Origin of the sequence: Coralliovum pocilloporae (assembly GCF_030845175.1) — a bacterium.
Taxonomy (GTDB): domain Bacteria; phylum Pseudomonadota; class Alphaproteobacteria; order Rhizobiales; family Cohaesibacteraceae; genus Coralliovum; species Coralliovum pocilloporae.
The window spans coordinates 1,993,388-2,011,937 of the sequence record NZ_CP132542.1; the positions used below are offsets into that span (position 1 = coordinate 1,993,388).

At 56.0% G+C, this 18,550-nt stretch carries 15 protein-coding genes; 9 read left to right on the forward strand and 6 right to left on the reverse strand.

The window, feature by feature from the left end; translation table 11 throughout:
* Positions 1 to 50 precede the first annotated feature (50 nt).
* The 3 genes from RA157_RS09255 to RA157_RS09265 all read left to right on the forward strand — a co-directional run bounded on the left by RA157_RS09255 (position 51) and on the right by RA157_RS09265 (position 2,794).
* On the forward strand, positions 51 to 1,433 hold the full coding sequence (locus tag RA157_RS09255) for a sensor histidine kinase (protein ID WP_350332832.1): 1,383 nt from the start codon (positions 51 to 53) through the stop codon (positions 1,431 to 1,433).
* A gap of 122 nt (positions 1,434 to 1,555) precedes the next feature.
* Complete coding sequence (locus tag RA157_RS09260; protein WP_350332833.1) at positions 1,556 to 2,176, forward strand: 2-hydroxychromene-2-carboxylate isomerase; 621 nt, start codon at positions 1,556 to 1,558, stop codon at positions 2,174 to 2,176.
* 96 nt (positions 2,177 to 2,272) lie between these two features.
* Positions 2,273 to 2,794: a hypothetical protein gene (locus RA157_RS09265; RefSeq protein WP_350332834.1), complete on the forward strand. Its 522-nt coding sequence runs from the start codon at positions 2,273 to 2,275 to the stop codon at positions 2,792 to 2,794.
* 16 nt (positions 2,795 to 2,810) lie between these two features.
* Here RA157_RS09265 and RA157_RS09270 read toward each other — a convergent pair whose 3' ends face one another.
* The gene (locus RA157_RS09270; RefSeq protein WP_350332835.1) at positions 2,811 to 3,671 is read right to left on the reverse strand and encodes an acyl-CoA thioesterase; all 861 of its coding nucleotides are present in this window, start codon (positions 3,669 to 3,671) and stop codon (positions 2,811 to 2,813) included.
* Positions 3,671 to 4,633 carry an alpha/beta hydrolase gene (locus RA157_RS09275; RefSeq protein WP_350332836.1) on the reverse strand — a complete coding sequence of 321 codons (963 nt, stop codon included), beginning with the start codon at positions 4,631 to 4,633 and terminating at the stop codon, positions 3,671 to 3,673. Before RA157_RS09275 ends, RA157_RS09270 begins: the two co-directional genes overlap by 1 nt.
* Positions 4,634 to 4,749: 116 nt before the next feature.
* Between RA157_RS09275 and RA157_RS09280 the strand changes: the two genes are divergently transcribed.
* Positions 4,750 to 5,214, forward strand: a complete 465-nt coding sequence (locus RA157_RS09280) for a secondary thiamine-phosphate synthase enzyme YjbQ (protein ID WP_350332837.1) — start codon at positions 4,750 to 4,752, stop codon at positions 5,212 to 5,214.
* 22 nt (positions 5,215 to 5,236) lie between these two features.
* Here the strand turns inward: RA157_RS09280 and RA157_RS09285 are convergent, their stop codons facing one another.
* Positions 5,237 to 7,084, reverse strand: coding sequence for a VC_2705 family sodium/solute symporter (locus RA157_RS09285; RefSeq protein WP_350332838.1), 1,848 nt, complete (start codon positions 7,082 to 7,084; stop codon positions 5,237 to 5,239).
* Between the two features lie 418 nt (positions 7,085 to 7,502).
* On the opposite strand from RA157_RS09285, the gene RA157_RS09290 reads away from it, so the two are divergent.
* Positions 7,503 to 8,177, forward strand: a complete 675-nt coding sequence (locus RA157_RS09290; protein WP_350332839.1) for a response regulator — start codon at positions 7,503 to 7,505, stop codon at positions 8,175 to 8,177.
* A gap of 50 nt (positions 8,178 to 8,227) precedes the next feature.
* On the opposite strand, the gene RA157_RS09295 is transcribed toward RA157_RS09290, so the two are convergent.
* A complete protein-coding gene (locus tag RA157_RS09295; RefSeq protein ID WP_350332840.1) occupies positions 8,228 to 11,716 on the reverse strand; it encodes a NahK/ErcS family hybrid sensor histidine kinase/response regulator in 3,489 nt (1,162 codons plus the stop codon).
* Positions 11,717 to 11,991: 275 nt separating this feature from the next.
* Here RA157_RS09295 and RA157_RS09300 point away from each other — a divergent pair, with 275 nt between their 5' ends.
* The 4 genes from RA157_RS09300 to RA157_RS09315 all read left to right on the forward strand — a co-directional run bounded on the left by RA157_RS09300 (position 11,992) and on the right by RA157_RS09315 (position 17,176).
* A complete protein-coding gene (locus tag RA157_RS09300; protein WP_350332841.1) occupies positions 11,992 to 14,085 on the forward strand; it encodes a DUF294 nucleotidyltransferase-like domain-containing protein in 2,094 nt (697 codons plus the stop codon).
* A gap of 20 nt (positions 14,086 to 14,105) precedes the next feature.
* On the forward strand, positions 14,106 to 15,281 hold the full coding sequence (locus RA157_RS09305) for a pyridoxal phosphate-dependent aminotransferase (RefSeq protein ID WP_350332842.1): 1,176 nt from the start codon (positions 14,106 to 14,108) through the stop codon (positions 15,279 to 15,281).
* Positions 15,282 to 15,387: 106 nt separating this feature from the next.
* A complete protein-coding gene (locus RA157_RS09310; protein ID WP_350332843.1) occupies positions 15,388 to 16,512 on the forward strand; it encodes a PAS domain-containing sensor histidine kinase in 1,125 nt (374 codons plus the stop codon).
* Between the two features lie 67 nt (positions 16,513 to 16,579).
* A complete protein-coding gene (locus RA157_RS09315; RefSeq protein WP_350332844.1) occupies positions 16,580 to 17,176 on the forward strand; it encodes a response regulator transcription factor in 597 nt (198 codons plus the stop codon).
* Positions 17,177 to 17,193: 17 nt separating this feature from the next.
* On the opposite strand, the gene RA157_RS09320 is transcribed toward RA157_RS09315, so the two are convergent.
* On the reverse strand, positions 17,194 to 17,520 hold the full coding sequence (locus tag RA157_RS09320; protein ID WP_350332845.1) for an arsenate reductase family protein: 327 nt from the start codon (positions 17,518 to 17,520) through the stop codon (positions 17,194 to 17,196).
* Positions 17,521 to 17,580: 60 nt separating this feature from the next.
* Positions 17,581 to 18,507, reverse strand: coding sequence for a ubiquinone anaerobic biosynthesis protein UbiV (gene ubiV / locus RA157_RS09325; RefSeq protein WP_350332846.1), 927 nt, complete (start codon positions 18,505 to 18,507; stop codon positions 17,581 to 17,583).
* Positions 18,508 to 18,550 lie beyond the last annotated feature (43 nt).

An 18,550-nucleotide genomic window follows, 5' to 3' on the forward strand; every position in this document is an offset into this window, starting at 1 on the left:
GTATCATGCAGATAAGCTGCGTTTCGATTCTTTTGGGGCAAAATAAAAGAATGATCAGCAAGGCACTTAAAGAGAGCCTGAAGGGGCGTCTGACACGTCGGCTTGTTATGGTCGTTATCGGGATCAGTCTTCTGACGGCAATCCTGACGACAGTCTTGCAGGTCTATTTTGAAAACTCGCATCGTCGCGAGCGTTTTGCCTATTTCGTAGAGCATATGGCTGCGTCCCATATGCCGCTCCTGTCACGCTGGATCGAGAATGGTGATCAGGACGGTCTGGCTCTCGGGCTGTCCAGTCTGGACAACCTGCCGAAAGTGGATTTCGCTGCAATTCAGATTAATGGCCGTACGCTGGGTAGTTCTGGAGCCCTGCCGGAAGAACCGACTATCGAGAAACGTCTGCCGTTTGACGTATCTGTGGATGGGGTCACAAAGAAGGCCACTCTGCTGGTTATTTCCCACTATCCGACGATTACGCGGGTCATGATCCTGGATGGTGCGACCCTTCTCATTCTCAACATGATCCAGATCCTGTTTATTGCCTGTGCGTTGTTGCTGGTCTTCCATCTTCTGGTCATCCGGCATCTCGACAAGCTTGCCGATTATGTCAGCGGCCTTGATGTGCGTCGCTTGCAGAAGCCGCTGGTGTTCGAGCGTCCGGCTGCCGATGATGAGCTGCAGGATGTGGCGGATGCCACCAATGAGATGACCCAGCGCCTGGCTCAGACCTATGATGACCTGCAGCAGTTCAATTACTTCGCCTCCCATGATTTGCAGGAACCCCTGCGCAAGGTCTGCATCTTCGGGGACGTGCTGAAGGATTCGATTGAAACAGGCGATCGCAAGGAAATCGAATACTCGATCAGTGTTATGCAGGATTCGGCCGACCGCGCCTCAAATCTTGTAACGGACCTTCTGACATTCTCGCGTATCTCGCGCCGGGACAGCCAGTCTGACTGGGTGCCGCTGGAAACGATTGTTTCGATTGCGCTTGAGAACAACCAGACTGCCATTGCGGAAACCGGAATCCGCGTCATCAGCAATCTGCGTGATCTGTCGATCCGCATTGACCGGGGCATGGGAACCCAGCTGTTTGACAATCTGATTTCCAACGCGGTGAAATATCAGCACCCTGACAGGCCGTCCTTTGTCCGGATCACCGCGGATGTGGACGAGGAACATGTTCTGAAAATCTTTGTCGAGGACAACGGCATTGGGTTCGACAATCGACACCTCGACAAAATCTTCGAGCCATTCAAGCGCCTGCATCCCCGTGCTGATTTTGCGGGAAGCGGTATCGGGCTTGCTATCGTACGCAAGATTGTCGAACGGGCAGGCTGGCAGATTACCGCCCGCGGCGAACCTGGTGGCGGTGCGACCTTTATCGTCACCGTCCCATCCGATTGTGTGATCGAAGGGTCTCTTCGGGACTGATCGGACAGAATTTATGGGTCCGGGCTCTTGACCGAATCGATAGTGTCACGGGAAAGAGACTTGACCTCGACATGATTTAGACCAATCATTCTGCAATCCCGGAACATATGCAGGAGCTGTTCATGTCTACGACTGTCGACTATTTCTACACGTCCATCAGCCCCTTTTCCTATCTTGGCCATGCCAAGCTGCTTCAGATGTCGGAAAACCTTGGTTTTTCCATACGGTTCAGGCCAATCAAGCTGGCCGGTGTCTGGGCTGAATCCGGTGGCGTTGCACCACCCCAGCGGCATCCGGCCCGGCTGCGCTACCGCTTGCTTGAACTGCAGCGCTGGCGGGAAGAATGCGGTGTTCCTCTGAACCTGCAACCAGCCCACTTCCCGACCGATCCCTCACTCGCTGATCGCTGTGCCATCACCCTTCAGGAGCAGGGAGAGAATCCGGGCATCTTTATTGAGCGCGTGTTCCAGGCCTGCTGGATGCACGACAAGAATGTGGCCGACGAGGCGGCTATAAGCGGCCTTCTGGATGATGCCGGTTTTGATGCCCATGCGGTTCTCGCTCAGTCAGGCTCAGATGCGGTTTCCGGAGTGTATGATCAGAACACCGCTGATGGTGTGCGGTTTGATATTATCGGTGCTCCGGGCTATGTGCTGAACGGAGAGGCTTTCTGGGGACAGGATCGTCTGCCCCTGCTCGAAAGTGCCATTCGCTCCGGCCGGGCACCGTTCCACGCGGAATGATCCCGATGTGAGTATTTTCCGATTGCCATGCTCTTGCCATGTGTCAAGTCTATGACAGAGGCGTAGGGAACAGCGACAGGTCATCGGGACACTATCATGATCAGATCAGTATTCTGGATTTTGCTTGCCAGTGGAACGTTGGTGAATTCCGCCGTTCTGGGTGAAGATGGGCAGACGGAGACTATCGACAAAATCCAGCCGGAAGGGCGCTATGCACTGGTCGAGCGGTCAGATGGTGTGATCCGTCTTGATACCAGAACCGGCGCGATGACAATCTGCAAGAAGGTTGATGACAACGACTGGGCCTGTCGGGATCTCATCTCAGAAAAACCGCAGCTGGATGACGACGAGGCCCGGTTGGAATCCCGCCTGGCAGAGATGGAAGAACGTCTTGCTGCTCTTGAAGCGACGCCAGGGGAACTGCTTGGGGCCGGAACACCCGATGCCCGCCAGCAATCCCGACCGGACCAGACTGGCAAACGGTCTCCAGAGCCATCGAAAAAAGACAAGCTGGACAGAGACGTAGATGAGGTCTTCACCTTTGCCGAGAAGTTCTTTCGCCGGTTCTTCGACATGGTGGACGACCTGAAACAGGAGCGGGAGAGCAAGGAGATCTGACAGGATCGTCTTTGTTCTATCCGATGGCCTCATCAAGTCTGGCGCGGATCTCCTTTGGCCAGATAACCGCTTTCCGTGCCCCAAGATCCATGGCAAGGCCGGTCACATCGACAACAGCTGAAAGCGCGCCTGATCGTGTGTTGATCAGGTGGTGGCGGAAAGAGAAAGTCCTGTTCGCGGCAGATGTGGTTACGCTGACAAGATGAACCGGGTCATGCGCCTGCAAGGGCGCCAGACGGGATAGCTTCATCTCGACCGCGACCCGGCCAAGATTGTTTTCATTCAGCCAGTCTGTTGTCAGCCCGGCTGCCTCCCAGGCATGTGAGGCACCATCTGTTGCGCAATGGATGATATAGGAATCCAGTGCCCGGCCATTCTGGTCACACTGATCCGGCGAAACCTGGCCGCGATAGGACGTCACGGCTTTCGGGCTGTGCCTGGTCTGCTCTGCATCGTCTCTGGAAACCGGGACGGGTGAGAAACTTCGTGGCGCGGCCTCAGTGGTCAGGGGAGCCCGATAGGGATAGGCCAGCCCGGCCCAGTGCTCCATATCACTCAGGTCATAGCGGTCGATAAGGGTTGCGGACAGCCTGTTGCTGATGGCGTCGCGCATCTCATGAATGATGGCAAAAGGATATGAAATATCGAGTGTCACAAAGGACTGGACAGCAAGAGGCGTTGCCGCGCCAACCTCTGAGTGATAGCGGATATGGCGACTGGTCCTCGCATCTTCCGGCAGCTCTTCAAGCCCGGTCTGAAGGCGGAAATGCAGGGCGGCTGCCTGAAATTTCGTCCAGTAGAACTGAACGTTCATATGATCGTTTTCATCGCATTCCCAGCGATTGACAAAGCCTTTGCCACTCTCGATACGACCCATCAGCCTGCCACCGCCTGCTTGAGAAACAGATCCATTCTGGCCTGACTGTCTTCACTGAGCGCTGATGTGAAGGCCTGGAAAACGTGGCACCCGCCGGGATAAACCTCCAGCGCGGCCTGAAGACCGGCAGACTGCCAGCGCTGTACCATGAACAGGCTGTCATCCAGCAGAAGATCGCGGGTGCCGACAGAAAAGAGCGCAGGCGGCAGCCCTGTCAGATCTGCATAAAGCGGAGAAATGTCCGCGTCGTTCGGATCGCCATCATCTTTCAGGAAATTCTCGACAAATTTCTGCACATCCCTTGTGTTGATGATCAGTGGTTCTGTCCCCCAGTTCCGCACACTGGGTGTCAGTGTCAGATCATAGCAGCCGGCCACAAGGTTGGCGGCACGGAATGGTACTGTGTTATGCCGGTCCCTGAGGCGCAGGAGTGTCACCACGGCCAGATGGGCGCCAGCGGATTCTCCGCCAATCAGCAGGATGTCCGTGTCAAACAGCGCTTTGCACTGCTCGATCAGCCAGCATGCGGCAGCCTCGCAATCATCCGGCCCCTGGGGGTAGGGATGTTCAGGGGCCAGTCGATAATCGACAGAGACAACGGCAAGACCGCACTGGTCGGCAATCCGGCGATTGCGAGGGTCATTTTCAGCCGCCGTTCCAAGAACCCATCCGCCACCATGAATGTGAAAATAAACCCCGCGACACGCTCCTTGAGATGGGCGCATGATGCGAAGCGGTATCGAGCCGTGCGGACCATCGATTTCGCGGATTTCTGCGGCCGGGTCGGGCTCTGCCAGCGGGAATGGGCCCTTGCCCTCCAGCCGGGCTTTGCGAATATCAGCAGGCGGGAAAGCCCATTTGTCCGGCAGCCGTTCGAGACGGGAAATCAGCTCCTTGTTCTGGGCTTTGATTTCGTCTGACACCGCATCCGGTTCGAATGGTGAAAGGGCCTTGCTGGACATGAAAACCTCAACGGAACACGTAATCTTGGACTTTGGAGAGGAAATCTAGCGATTTCACATCAGGTCGTATACTGATTTTATGAATGAAATTAATGGGCCCTGACCCTAGGAATGCCATGTCCAGCCAGCCAGTCGAGATCAGAACGCACCGGTCAGAGCCGGTGACCCGTTCAATAGCAGCAAGTGTCGTCATCCGCAGTTCCGGACGATCGATGATTGATATCACCAGAGCGATTTCAGGATGGCTGCTTGACCAGCAGGTGGGCGCAGGCCTGTTGACCCTTCATATCCGGCATACATCTGCGTCACTGACCATTCAGGAGAATGCCGATCCGGATGTCCAGGCCGATCTGCTGGATGCCTTTGACCGGCTGGCACCGGACCATCACGCTTACAGGCATGATTGTGAGGGACCTGATGATATGCCGGCCCATATCAAGGCGGCTCTGACAGATGTGAACCTGTCAATCCCGGTGCGGGATGGTCGTCTGACTTTGGGAACCTGGCAGGGCATCTATCTTGTTGAACACCGGACTAGGCCGCACAGCCGCACCATTGACCTGGCCTATATCGGAAACTGACCTGACCTGATCTGAAGCTGTCCTAAAGTTGTCCGGGGCGGGGGCTGTGATAGAGCGGGCGTCCGTCTCTCTTGTGGAGGTTCCTGAGCAGCTCTCTGGTCCGCTCATCAGGCTGAGTGCGCTTCAGGAGTGAGACAAGAACACAGACCAGTAATCCGGCAGGCATGCCGAAAACTCCGGCAGCCTTGTCTGTGAGCCCCCAGAGAAGCGGCTCGCCAAGGCCGAATGGTGGTTCTGAGACATAAAGCATATAGCCAAGTGTGACAGCAAAACCACTGAGCATGCCGAGAGACGCACCAAGAGCAGTACAGCGTTTCCACCAGATGGACAGAAGCAGAACCGGCAACAGGGATGCAGCCGTCAGGGAAAATGTCCAGGTGACCAGATCAAGAATCATCTGCGGGATGTAAAGTGCGGCTGCCACGGCTGCTCCCAGAACGGCCAGCAGGCTGAGGCGGGACAGGGTCAGGCGACGTCCTGAGGGCGCTGTGCGATCAACAAGCCCGTAAGCCACATCATGTGACAATGCGTTGGCCATGGAAAACAAAAGGCCATTTGTGGTTGCCAGTGTGATGGACAAAAGGCCGACACCCAGAAGGGCAATAGCAATAAACGGAATCTCCATGGCCATCAGGCTTGTCAGAAGCAGAGCGTCTTTTGCGAGGCTGATATCATCCAGAGTAATGGTACTGACACCAGCTGCACGACAGGCGGCTCTGATCTGCTCTAGATTTGTGGTGGCCGTGCCGCAGATCTGTATTCCATTGGTGAGAACAGGATGAGAGATCCAGTCCGGGAGGGCTGTAAGCGTGCTGCCTACAAGCTGATCCTGAAGACCCTGTCCGGCAAAGAATGCATAAGCAGGCAGGCATGTCAGAAGCAGGGCTATAAACAACATGGCCCAGCCTGCGGACCGGCGGCTGTCTGATACGGTCGCGCTGGTCAATGTCCGCATCAGCACAAAGGGGAAGGCAGCTGTTCCTGCGGCCAGACAGGCGACAATCGCGATGAAATTCCTGTTCAGGTCAAGGCCTTGAAGCGTTGCTCCAATCAGGGCCGGGGTCGGGTCCAGCATGGCCTCGATTGTTCCGGGTGCCGATGGCAGGGCCTCCGTATTGAGAAATTCGGCATAAGCGAGCTGTGGCAGGGGGAAACCAAAAAAGGCGGCAGACATCAGAGCAACAGGAAGCACAAGACCGGCCGTGAGAACAATTGCCTGAAGAATCTGCGTACGTGTCACACCGCGCATGCCGCCAAGAGTGGTGCAGCTCAGAACTGTTACGATGACAATACCCAGAGACCAGGGAGCGGGAAGGCCCAGGAAACGCTCTCCCAGAAGAACGGCTATTTGCAACTGAACGACAAGAAAAAGAAAAGAAACCACAAGCACAAGGAGCGCCGCCACAAACCGGACCCACTGGCTTTCAAAACGCAGGAACAGAAAGTCCGGAAGTGTATAGGCACCACTCTTGCGCAGGTAGGGCGCTATCAGGACTGCCATAAGGAGGAAGCCGCCAAGCCCGCCCAGAAGGAGCGCGGACGCATTGCCCATCATCTGAAACGGATCACCGGCCAGACCCAGAAAGGCAGACGCACTTGCCCAGCCGACCCCCATGGCCAAGCCGTTATAGGGAGCCGTGATGCGCCTGTCGGCCACATAGAACGTTGTTGTTGACATGGTGCGGGCCATCAGCCCTGTTGCAACATAGGTCAGGATGACAAACCCGAACAGAACCGATGTCAGCACGAAGACCGGGACGCCGAGCTGCTCCAGAATAAGCAGGAGGGCCAGAAAACTTCCGAAACCGGCGCAGAAGAACGATATGGCCTTACCCATTCTTGAGTGCTGGCCGGTATAGTCATTTTGCATTGCGGAAGCCTTCATCAACAAAACGCGTATCTGTTTCACCTATACTGTCTTGTCACTTGCTTCCAGAAAATTTGTCCAAAAGGCCATGTCTGCATTGGTCGAAAATGATTCTATAAGTGCATATGGTAGTCAGGTCCGCATCTGTGTGGCTGCAGAGATTATGGCGCTCAAGAAATAGCGAGTAGGATTGTGGATTTGTGACGCCATTGGGAAAACAATGGCCATACTTCGCCTAATTACCAAGCGTTTGCGAGGAATAAGGGCAATCATGTCTTGCCGCGCACGCTACTTTTGTAGAATAATCGGTCAACCGCGTGATGCGACGGGCAAAACATGCAAGAAATTGCCACGGAGCTCATTGATTCAGGCTGCCAGTTGGGTATGTGCCTGATCGAGCTGACCGGGAGGGAGCGACAAGTTGGGTCTATCAGCCAATTCGTTTGTTATTGCAGATGACCACCCGTTGTTTCGGGGCGCAATGAGACAAACCCTGGAAACGGGATATCCCGGAGCCAAGATTGAAGAAGCCGGAAGTTTGGACGAGGTTGTCCAGCAGCTTGAAAACAATGATGGCATAGATCTGGTCCTGTTTGATCTGACCATGCCTGGTGTACGCGGCTTCTCCGGGCTTATGTATCTGCGCGCACAATATCCAATGGTCCCTATCGTCGTTGTCTCCGCGTCGGAAGAGGCCCCGGTTGTCCGGCGCTGCATGGAGTTTGGCGCGTCCGGGTTCATCCCAAAATCCCTGGGCATTGAGGCAATCCGCGAAGCTGTCAGTGTCGTTCTGGATGGCGACCAGTGGCTGCCTGAAGATGTGGATGGGGCCAGCGGTGAAGACAGCGAAATCAGCGACCTTGTCAGTCGCCTTGCCTCGCTGACACCGCAGCAGGTGCGCGTATTGATGATGCTGAGTGAAGGCTTGCTGAATAAGCAGATCGCCTATGAGCTGAGCGTTTCGGAGGCAACTGTAAAGGCCCATGTTTCCGCAATCTTGCAGAAATTGAACGTGGACAGCCGGACACAGGCTGTTATCGCTGCCTCAAAGATTGAGCAGGGTCAGTGGCAGGCCGTTCTGTCTGACGGTGACTGATCACCAGCTTTTCTGAATTCTCGGATCAAGGACACATCCAGGCCGGATAGCTATTCAGCTGCGGCATGTCGTGATGTGTGGTGGGTGAGAATGGCACGCAGGGCTGCCGGTTTGATCGGCTTGTTCAGGACCGGCATATCCTTCTGAGCGGCCTCCTGTTTGACCTCGTTGGACCGGTCTGCGGTAATCAGAATGGCCGGGAAAGCCATGTCGAATTTCCAGCGCAGTTTGACCACGGCATCCGGGCCTGATCCACTATCCAGATGGTAATCAACCAGCATGATATTGGGTGGTGTATGGAGACGTCCGACCACATCCACAGCCTCGTGATAGCTGGATGCCGTATAGACCTCACATCCCCATCCTTCGAGCAGAGCCTGCATCCCGTCCAGAATATCAGCCTCATTGTCGATACACAGGACAACAAGACCATCAAAACGGGATCTTGCCCGCTTGGGTTTGGCCTGTGTCTGAACGGTTCTGAGCGGGACGGCCGGGCCGATTGTTTTCAGATCAAACGAGAAGACAGTGCCTTTCCCTGCTATTGAGGAAAGCGTCACGGGTACATCAAGCACACGGGTAATTCTGTCCACGATTGAGAGGCCAAGACCCAGACCCGGCGCGATGCGCGCGCCCTGATCCAGCCGCTGGAATTCCTGGAAGACCATGTTCTGCTGCTCTTCCGGAATACCGACACCGGTATCAAGCACCTGAACCGAGACCCGTCCCTTGCCGCGACGACATCCGACCAGCACGCGACCTTCCGGCGTATACTTGATTGCGTTGGAAATCAGGTTCTGCAGCAGACGGCGCAGCAGGCGGCGATCCGTATTGACATTGACCGAAGTGGACAGGATCCGGAGGTCAAGGTCCTTCTCCGCTGCCTGGGGTTCAAAATCCACCCGCAACTGCTCAAGCAGCTCACCCAGACTGAAGATACTCTTGTCAGGCTGCATGGCTCCGGTGTCGAGGCGGGAAATATCCAGCACGGCACCAAGAATATCATCCACCGCGTCAAGTGACGCGTTGATCTTGCCCAGCTGCTCCGCTTCCCGACCGTTTTCAAATCGTTCGGACAGGCTTGATGTATACAGACGTGCAGCATTCAGAGGCTGTGCCACGTCATGGCCGACCGCGGCGAGGAACCGTGTCTTGCCGAGGTTTGCAGCATCCGCATCAGACTTGGCTGCGGTCAGTTCCTCGTTCAGATGGGTCAACTCTTCCGTTCGCTCGCGCACCCGTCGTTCAAGAGTGACGTTGGCCTGCGCCAGTGCATCGGCCGCACGCACACGGTCTGAGATATCTGTCAGGGTAATGACCAGACCGCCATCGGGAATGGCGCTGACGCTCACATCCAGAACGATATCGCGGCTCGGAATCGTTTCCTGAAACTTGCCTCTGTCAACGGCGATGCGGCGGATGCGGTCCTCAACCAGCGCATCCGCAGCTTCAGGCGTTTCGGTTGCCTGCAAAGCATGATGGCGCAGGATCTGGTCCAGTCGCATGCCCACCTGGCCAAACTCGGTCGGTAGGTCCAGAAGGTGCCGGAATTGCCGGTTCCAGATGATCAGCTGCAGCTCTGAATCAAAGACGCCGATCCCCTGTTCCACATGCTCAAGGGCAGAATGCAGAAGATCACGATTGTACTGGATGGCTGCGGATGCATCATCCAGCAGCTTCTTGGCGCCTTTCGGAGACGGGTCATTCTTCTTCAGCACCAGCATCAGGACAAGTCGGGCAGAGGGCGCTCCGATGGCACTGGCAAGGAGCTGCTCGGCAAAGCGAAGAACGTGAGAGCTGGCAGGCTGGTCTATGGAGAGGTCGATACCATACTCGCGTGAAAAGCGCTCAAAGGACCGGTCGGTCCTCTCATCACCCAGATAGCGGGCAACGGTCGCTCTAAGCTCGAAAGTTGAGATGCCGGGTTTTGTATACCGAAAGGCAGGAACAGGTGTCAGGTCACTGGGGACGAAAATCCCGGCCTGGATGCGTTCCACAGGTTCCGGTGCTCTGGAAAACGAAACCAGGAAATACACCAGGACATTGAGCGTCAGGCTCCAGAGAACACCATGGGTCAACGGATCAAGTGATGATATACCGAAGAGGGCCTGGGGGCGCAGGAGATTGAGGCCGAAGGGGCCGTTTTCCACGAAACCGGAGGAAATCAGACCGGACTGGGCAAAGCTTGGAAGAAGCAGGGTGTAGAACCAGAAGGCGAAGCCGACAGTGAGCCCGGCAATGGCTCCGCGTGCCGTACCGCGCCGCCAGAGAAGGCCTATGGCCGCAAGTGCTGCTTCGCCTGAAAGCCTGTAATAGAGATAGGCGAGAAACAGCAGCCCGAAGATCGCGCCACGCCGGATAACCATCAGCAGGGACGCCATGCCATAGGTTCCCGGACTGTCAGCCTTCTGGTTCCTCAGAACGATGGGCATGACGATGTCGTTCGAGATCATGATAGACAGAGTGACGGCTGCCACAATCACCATTGCAGTTGCCGCAGAAAGGCCGCCGATAAAGGTGATCAGGGTTACGAGCTCAGCTTCTGCCGACATGGGAAGCGCCAGGACAAACATATCTGCATTCACCCCGGTGCCGCCGAACTTCAGAAGACCTGCAAGGGCGATCGGGATGATGGGCAGGTTGATGAGAACCAGATAGAGCGGAAACAGATAGGACGCCCATTTCAGGTCTTTTTCGCTGGCATTTTCAACAACGGTCACGTGAAACTGACGCGGTAGGAGAAGGATGGCCGTTGTGGACAACAGGATCATCACTGTCCATGTACTGCCATTGATACTCTGGGAGAAGATGTCTCGAATATGCGGCCGGGCGGCAGCCTGGGTAATCAGATCTCCGACACCATCAAACATGATGAAGGTCACATAGGCTCCGACGATCAGGAATGCGAAGAGCTTGACGAGAGACTCGGTCGCGACCGCCAGCATCAGACCGTCCTGATGCTCTGTGGCATCGATGTGACGGGTTCCAAACAGAACCGCAAACAGGGCCATGGCCAAAGCGATGTACAGTGCAATATCGCCAGTGATAGGCGGTCCGTTGGGGTCTTTGATGCCAAAGGTGAAATAGCCCATATGGGCCACGAGGGTCTCGACGGAAACCGCCACGGCCTGAAGCTGGAGCGAGAGGTAGGGAAGGACACCGACAACGGCAATGAGCGTGACAACGGCGGCAACGGCCTGACTTTTCCCGTAGCGCGCGGCGATGAAGTCGGCAATCGAGGTAATGCGCTCGGCCTTTGACAGCCGGATGACCCGCCGGATCAAAGGGAACCCGAACACAAGAACAATGATCGGTCCGATATAGATTGTCAGGAAGTCATATCCCGTGCTTGCAGCGAGGCCGACGGAACCAAAGAATGTCCAGGATGTGCAGTAGATGGCAAGGGACAGGGAATAGATGATGGGACGGCTGCGCAGCAGCTTGCCCTTGACCGCCATGCGATCACCCCAGCTGGCGATTGCAAACAAGGCCCCCATGTAAAGCAGTGCCGCACTGGCAACAACCCAGCCTTGAAGCATCCTGATGTCCTTCTCGTCTTTTGCTGATCCGACCACAGATGCCCGGCGATGTCCAGTCTCCGGGCATTCAGTCGATGTCAGCCTTGTGTCTGATCCTGAGTCTGCGGTCTGAAGGGCTCTGGCGGTGAAATTGTGAGGTTGTCTTCCAAATCGGCGCTTGAATCTGGCATGGATTCATGATGATTTCAGCCGGGGTGCCGACAAGGCATAACCGGGGTGCGGTCAGGACGGGAAAACAACCCGTTGATGACCCGAATCCACTCAGGATGGACAGAGTGACAAGACAGCCTAATGCAAGCGCAATGCCGTTGGCGGCAATTGACGCTGTCGTTCTTGGATTGCAGGCGTCCGATCAGGATTGTCGTGAAGCTGAAATCATTGATCTGGGGCTGATCCCTGTATCGTCAGACGGACTGGATGAAGCTGAGGCCTTCGCATTGTCTGCTGCAATGGAGGGTGTCGGATCCAGACCTTCATTCGCTGAAATCTGCGATGACATTCTGAACAGAATGGATGACAAAATCTGGATCGGACACCGGATTGGTTTTGACCTGGCTGTTCTGAAGCGTGATATGCGCGAGAAGGCGAGGCAGCCATGGATTCAGCCGCGATCGCTTGATGTGCAATTGCTGGCGCAGGCTGTTGATCCCGAATGTGCCGGTTTGTCTTTGACTGATCTTCTATCCTGGCTTGAGCTGGAGCCGGTTGATGAAGACGCACTGACCGCGCTTGAGCGTGCCCGCTGTATCGGTCGTATTTTTATTGCGTTGCAGCCGCATCTCCGGCGCGTGGATATCCGGACCCTTGCAGAAGCGGAGATGGCGTGCCTTCAGTTTGATGACATTCTCGATGATCAGAAAGAAGAGGGCTGGGAGGAAGCCGTGATGGCGCCACCACCTCTGCCGGAATTCAGCGGCGGCGGTGATCATCTGGAACCCTATGCCTATTCCCATCGCACCACTGATGTCATGTCCTCACCACCGCTTGGTATTGATGGCAACAGAACCCTGTCTGACAGTATGGCCGTGATGGTTGAGGAGGGCGTGTCATCCCTGTTCGTGCGCATGCATAACGAGGCGGATACAGGGGATGATGAAATGGGATTGGATGCCCATGGCATTATCACTGAGCGGGATGTGCTGAGGCACGTTTCGGACCGGCAGGCGGCAGCGCTTGCCGAACCGGTGAAAAACCTGGCCACATATCCGTTGATCTCCATTCCCCAGGACGCTTTCGTTTATCGTGCCGTCGGGCGCATGACCCGGCACAGGCTCAGGCATCTGGCGGTGGTCGATGAACGGCTGAATGTTGTCGGAGCTCTCTCAGCACGTGACCTCCTGCGCCTGCGGGCCGATGGGGCGGCAGAGCTGGGCGACGAAATTGATGCCGCTGATAATGAATCAAGTCTGCTGAAGGCCTGGGCCAAGCTGCCCATGGTGGTCGAAAGCCTTCTTAATGTGGATATTGATCCGCTGCATATCACCAATGTCATCAGTCGGGAGCTCGGTGCTCTGACCAGACGGGCTGCGCTGCTTGCAGAGCGTCAGATTCGTGATGAGGGTGAAGGCGATCCTCCCTGCAGCTATGCTATTGCTGTGCTCGGGGATGCAGCGCGCGGAGAGATGACACTTCAGGTCGAGCAGAGCCATGTGATCGTCTATGACAATGCTGCCTCCGATGAGGGTGCGGACCGCTACTTTGCGCATCTGGGTGATCGTCTTGTCCGTATTCTTGATCTGGTTGGTGTCCCGCGCACGGCTTCAGATCTCATCTCGTCAAACAAGGCTGGACGTGGTTCTGTTTCTGACTGGCGGGCTCTGGTTGCTGCCTGGCTGCAGGCTTCTGATGATACATCGAACCTTGACCTCTCCGTACTCCTGGATATGAGACCGGTCCATGGCGCGTCCGATCTGGTGACGGCATTGCTGGAACAGATCCGTGACGAGGTTTCCGAAGGATCCGGCCGTATTCCGGTTGCCATTGAGACAGCGGATACCGTTCCAGGTTATTCCGGTCGCCTGAAAGCCCGGGATGGTCGTATTGAACTTGGTCGGGATGGACTGGACATTATTTCCAGCACAGCCCGGATCCTGGCTTTCCGTCATCAGGTTGATTCCAGATCAAGCGTTGACCGCCTGCAGGGGCTGCTTGATGACAACAAAGGGGCCGAGTTCGGGCTCTATCGCCTGCAATCGGCTCTTGGGATTTTGTCAGACGTGATCCTGCGCCAGCAAATCCGGGACGTCTATGCGGGCATCCGGCCCACACGGGCTGCCCGTTTGAAAGATCTCCGCCGCGCCCGTCAGGATCGTCTGCTCGATGTCCTTAAGGAACTCGCGTCCGTCAGGGATCTCACCGAGACCGGTTAGGCAAACTTGGAGTGGCATCTGTGACTTTTGATCTTTTGGCATCCCTGCGTCCGGCATCCATGTCGGTGCCGGAAAGCGGTATTGTTCGCCTGGTGAACCATGGCCGGACCAAAGAGGGACTGATTCCGCTCTGGGTTGGCGAGGGGGATATGCCGACCCCGGCATTTATCAGCAAGGCCGCTCACCAGTCGCTGGAGGCCGGCGAGACCTTTTATACGGCCCAGCGTGGCATCCCGGAATTGCGGGAAGCTCTGGCCGACTACCATACACGTCACTTCGGGCGGCCTTTCTCATCTGAAGAGATGTTCGTTGTCGGCTCCGGCATGCAGGCGCTGCAGATTGCTGTCAATATGACGGCTGGTGATGGTGATGAGGTGGTTATTCCGTCTCCGGCCTGGCCCAATATGGCGGCTGCAGTTCAGATCGCTGGCGGAACACCGGTCTTCTGTCCCATGTCCCTGAGCAATGATGGGTGGTCGCTGGATCTTGACCGCCTGTTCGGGATGGTCACCGAGAAGACCCGTGCGCTGTTCATCAACACACCATCCAACCCTACCGGCTGGGTGGCAGAGCAGTCTGATCTTGAACAGATCCTGAACTTCGCCCGCCAGAAGGGTATCTGGATCATTGCTGACGAGATCTACAGTCGTTTCTACTATGGAACAGCCCGTCGGGCACCGTCCTTCCATGACATTCGAAAGCCGGGTGATCAGATCCTGTTTGTGAACAGCTTCTCCAAGAACTGGGCAATGACCGGATGGCGTATAGGCTGGATGGTTGCTGATCCGTCTCTGGGGCAGGTGATCGAAAATCTGGTTCAGTACTCCACATCAGGCGTGCCGGTTTTCAACCAAAGGGGCGCGGTTGCAGCGCTGAACGAAGGCGAGGCCCTTGCTGAGCAGCAGATTGAGAGGGCAGAAGCCGGGCGGGCTATTGTCGACGAGGCGATGGCCTTGTGTCCGTCTGCCCGGTTTGTTGCTCCAAAGGGTGCGTTTTACGGGTTCATATCTCTGGACGAGGTTGATGACATCGAGGCGATCGCCTTCAGGCTGGTTGATGAGGCCAATGTGGGTCTGGCGCCCGGCACGGCGTTCGGCCCGGGTGGTGAGACATCATTGCGTCTGTGTTTCCTCAGGGATGCTGACCAGCTTCGGGAAGGCTGTAGACGTCTGGTCCAATGGCTGAACAGTCGCTGAACCGGAAAAAAACTCGGGCAGACTGCATATATTGGCCCTGTTGCATCAGAACTCAGGGTCTGACCATAGTTGGCAACGACAAGAACAGAAGTACGGCGCTTCTCTTATGACTGAACCTGATATGTTGATTGATCCCCGCCTGGGATCAGTGCTCGATACTGCTGTAGACGGTATTGTGGTTATTGATCAGATTGGCTCTATTCTGATGTTCAACAAGGCGTGCGAGATCCTGTTCGGGTATCAGGCCGATGAGGTGCTCGGAAAGAACGTCAAATGTCTGATGCCTCCGGTCTTCTCCCGTGAGCATGACCATTACATCTCCCATTATCAGGAAACTGGTGAGAAGAAGATTATCGGTATCGGGCGTGAGGTTCAGGGGCAGCACAAGGATGGCACCATCTTTCCACTGGAGTTGTCGGTGGGTGAGGCCAATGTGGAAGGCGGCCGTCAGTATATCGGCATTATCCGGGATCTGCGTCCTCGAAAGGAAGCGGAAGACAAGCTCGAGGAACTGCAGGCAAAGCTCGTCCACATGGCTCGTGTCAGCGCGCTGGACGAGATGGGAGCAGCCATCGCCCATGAGGTGAACCAGCCACTGACCGCACTTCTGCTCTATCTGCAGGCCTTGAACCGGGCCATTGACCAGCGAGAGGGTTCTCTGCCGGAAAATGGTGCGGAAATTCTTCAGAAAGCCGAGCGTGAAGCGCGGCGGGCCGGAGGCATCGTCGATCGCCTGCGCCGGTTCGGGGAGCGCCACAAGCCGGGCTGGGAACGTGTGGCGCCCATTACCCTGATGGAAGATGCACTTGAGCTGATCCTGATCGGCAAGCGGGCAGGCGATATAACGATTATACGCGATTATGAAGCGACCTTGCCCGAGGTCGCAGTTGATCCGGTCCAGATCCAGCAGGTGCTTGTCAATATTCTGCGTAATGCGGTTGATGCTCTGCGGGACAGACCGGAGCGGCGCATCCGGCTGAAAATCAGCCGACTTGATCGTATGCTCGGTATCAGAATTGAAGATACCGGTCCCGGTATTTCAGAGGCAGTGCGAGCAGATTTGTTCAAAACTTTCGCCACAGGGGGCAAAGGGATGGGATTAGGTCTGGCAATTTCGCGCTCAATTGCGCAAAATCATGGCGGCGATCTGACTATTGTGGATTCTGAGGTGGAAAATGGGGCTGCATTCCTCCTTCAGATCCCTGTCGGACAAGAAGCGGATCAGCCTTGAAATGGTCTTTACGACGGAAAGCGCGGGCTTTTCTGTGTAAGGAATGAATGGCTGTGGAGTTTTGTCTATGTCTGATCGGCTGATCCATATTGTTGATGATGATCTGTCTGTTTGTGATGCCCTCAAAATCGTGTTCGAGCTGGACGGGTTCGAAGCTGAGGCTTTTACGGATGGAGAGCAGTTTCTGAAAGCACAGGCGGAGCGACGTCCTGATTGTGTCATTCTGGATGTGCATATGCCGGGCCGGTCAGGGATCGATATTCTCAACGTCCTCAATGCACCGGGTTATCAGGCTCCGATTTTCATCATTTCGGGGCAGGGTGATATCCCCATGGCTGTGGCGGCCATGAAGCACGGTGCCACCGATTTCATCGAGAAACCGTTTGACGCCACCGATGTGGTCAACCGTATCCGGGCCGCGATCGAGACCAGACGCGAGGAAAGCCTGACTGCGGATCTGAAGGGCGCATTTCCCGGCAGTGACAAGCTGACCCAGCGTGAGCTTGATGTGGTGGAAGCGATCACGGACGGTCTGTCGAACCGGGAAGCTGGCGAAAAGCTCTCGATTTCCCCACGCACAGTCGAAGTGCACAGGGCCCGTATCATGGATAAACTGGGTGCGCGCAACGCCGCTGATCTGGTGCGGATCGTTCTGTCGAGATAAAATCTCGTTCGGTCTTCCTATAAAAGAACGTCCTGGACATCCTTGCCCCAACCCAGATATCGGCCTGTGTCGGTTTCAATGACAGGTCGTTTCATCAAGGTCGGGTTTGCCTGCAGCAGGGTCAACGGATCCTGAGCCCGCTCGGCATCATCCAGCCCGCGCCATGTGGTTGACTTGCGGTTGATCAGGGCCTCTGCGCCAAAGGCATCAAGAAAGACTGAGAGACTGTCGGCAGACACGCCATCAGCACGCACATCCACATAGTCCGGTGCATGGCCAGCAGCCGTCAGAGCCTTGAACGCCTTGCGGCAGGTGTCACATGTCTTCAGCCCGTAGAATTTCATCGACCATCCTCATCTTTGATATGATCCAATACCGCGATTCCGAGGGTGGGCGTCAAGACTCTAGGTGCTGGCCGGGGTCGGAACCTGCCATTCAACCCCTGGCCGCTGGTGATAAAAGCCATTTGAAAAGGGCACATCAAGGCTTGAAGCCTTCAGCATGACATGGGCCTCGTCTGCATCAAGTGCCCCGTCCATCAGGGAGCGGAATGTCTGTGCCACATCCACCGTGCCCGCGCTGTGAGGAGACAGGCGGAACCGGCCAATTCCCATTTCTGCAAGCTCGGTCAGTGAATCGGCCATATTCAAGCAGGTGTAAGACATAGTCTGAATGCCGTTGATGGTCAGGAAAGGCTTGTCGTCCAGCGTCTTCAGCACCATGCCGTCAGGGTCTTCATCACAGACAAACAGGCAACTGTCCTTGGTGCGGTTATGGGCCCGAGCATGATAACAGCGGGCGGAAAGCGCCAGTGGTACCCGCCCGAAGATCTGAAGTTCCAGCGAAACGCCTCGGGTTGCGGCCTCCGCCGCCATGACGCGCAAGCCGCTCTTTGGCATCTCCGTTGGCAGGCAGATGGAGGTCGCTCCGCCATCCGCAAAGATATGGAGCGCGTCCTCATTATAGCAGTTGATAAAGGGGCCAATGTGATGAGGTCTGCCGTCCAGATAGGACAGGGCCGAGATGTCATTGGCCTCAATCAGCAGACCATCACTCTCTGCCACACGCCGGATCAGTTTGCGATCAATGGTGCTGGTAACCTCCGACAGGCTGGAAAAGACAAGCTCCTTGCCTGCAGCCTCAAGCCGCTCGACAACCGGCGTGAGAACCTTGTCGAAAAGGGGTGCACGCTTGGAACAGACAGCCTCGCCCAGATAAACAGTCGAGACCGGAGCCTCATCGGCAATCTCGAAATAGAAATCCCGCCACAGTTCTGCGGTCCAGTTGAACAGAACCGGCCCCAGCGTCAATGTGCAATCTTTGAGATCCATGTCTGTAATTCCCTTACAGCGTGCTTCCGAAAAGTTGGCAGAC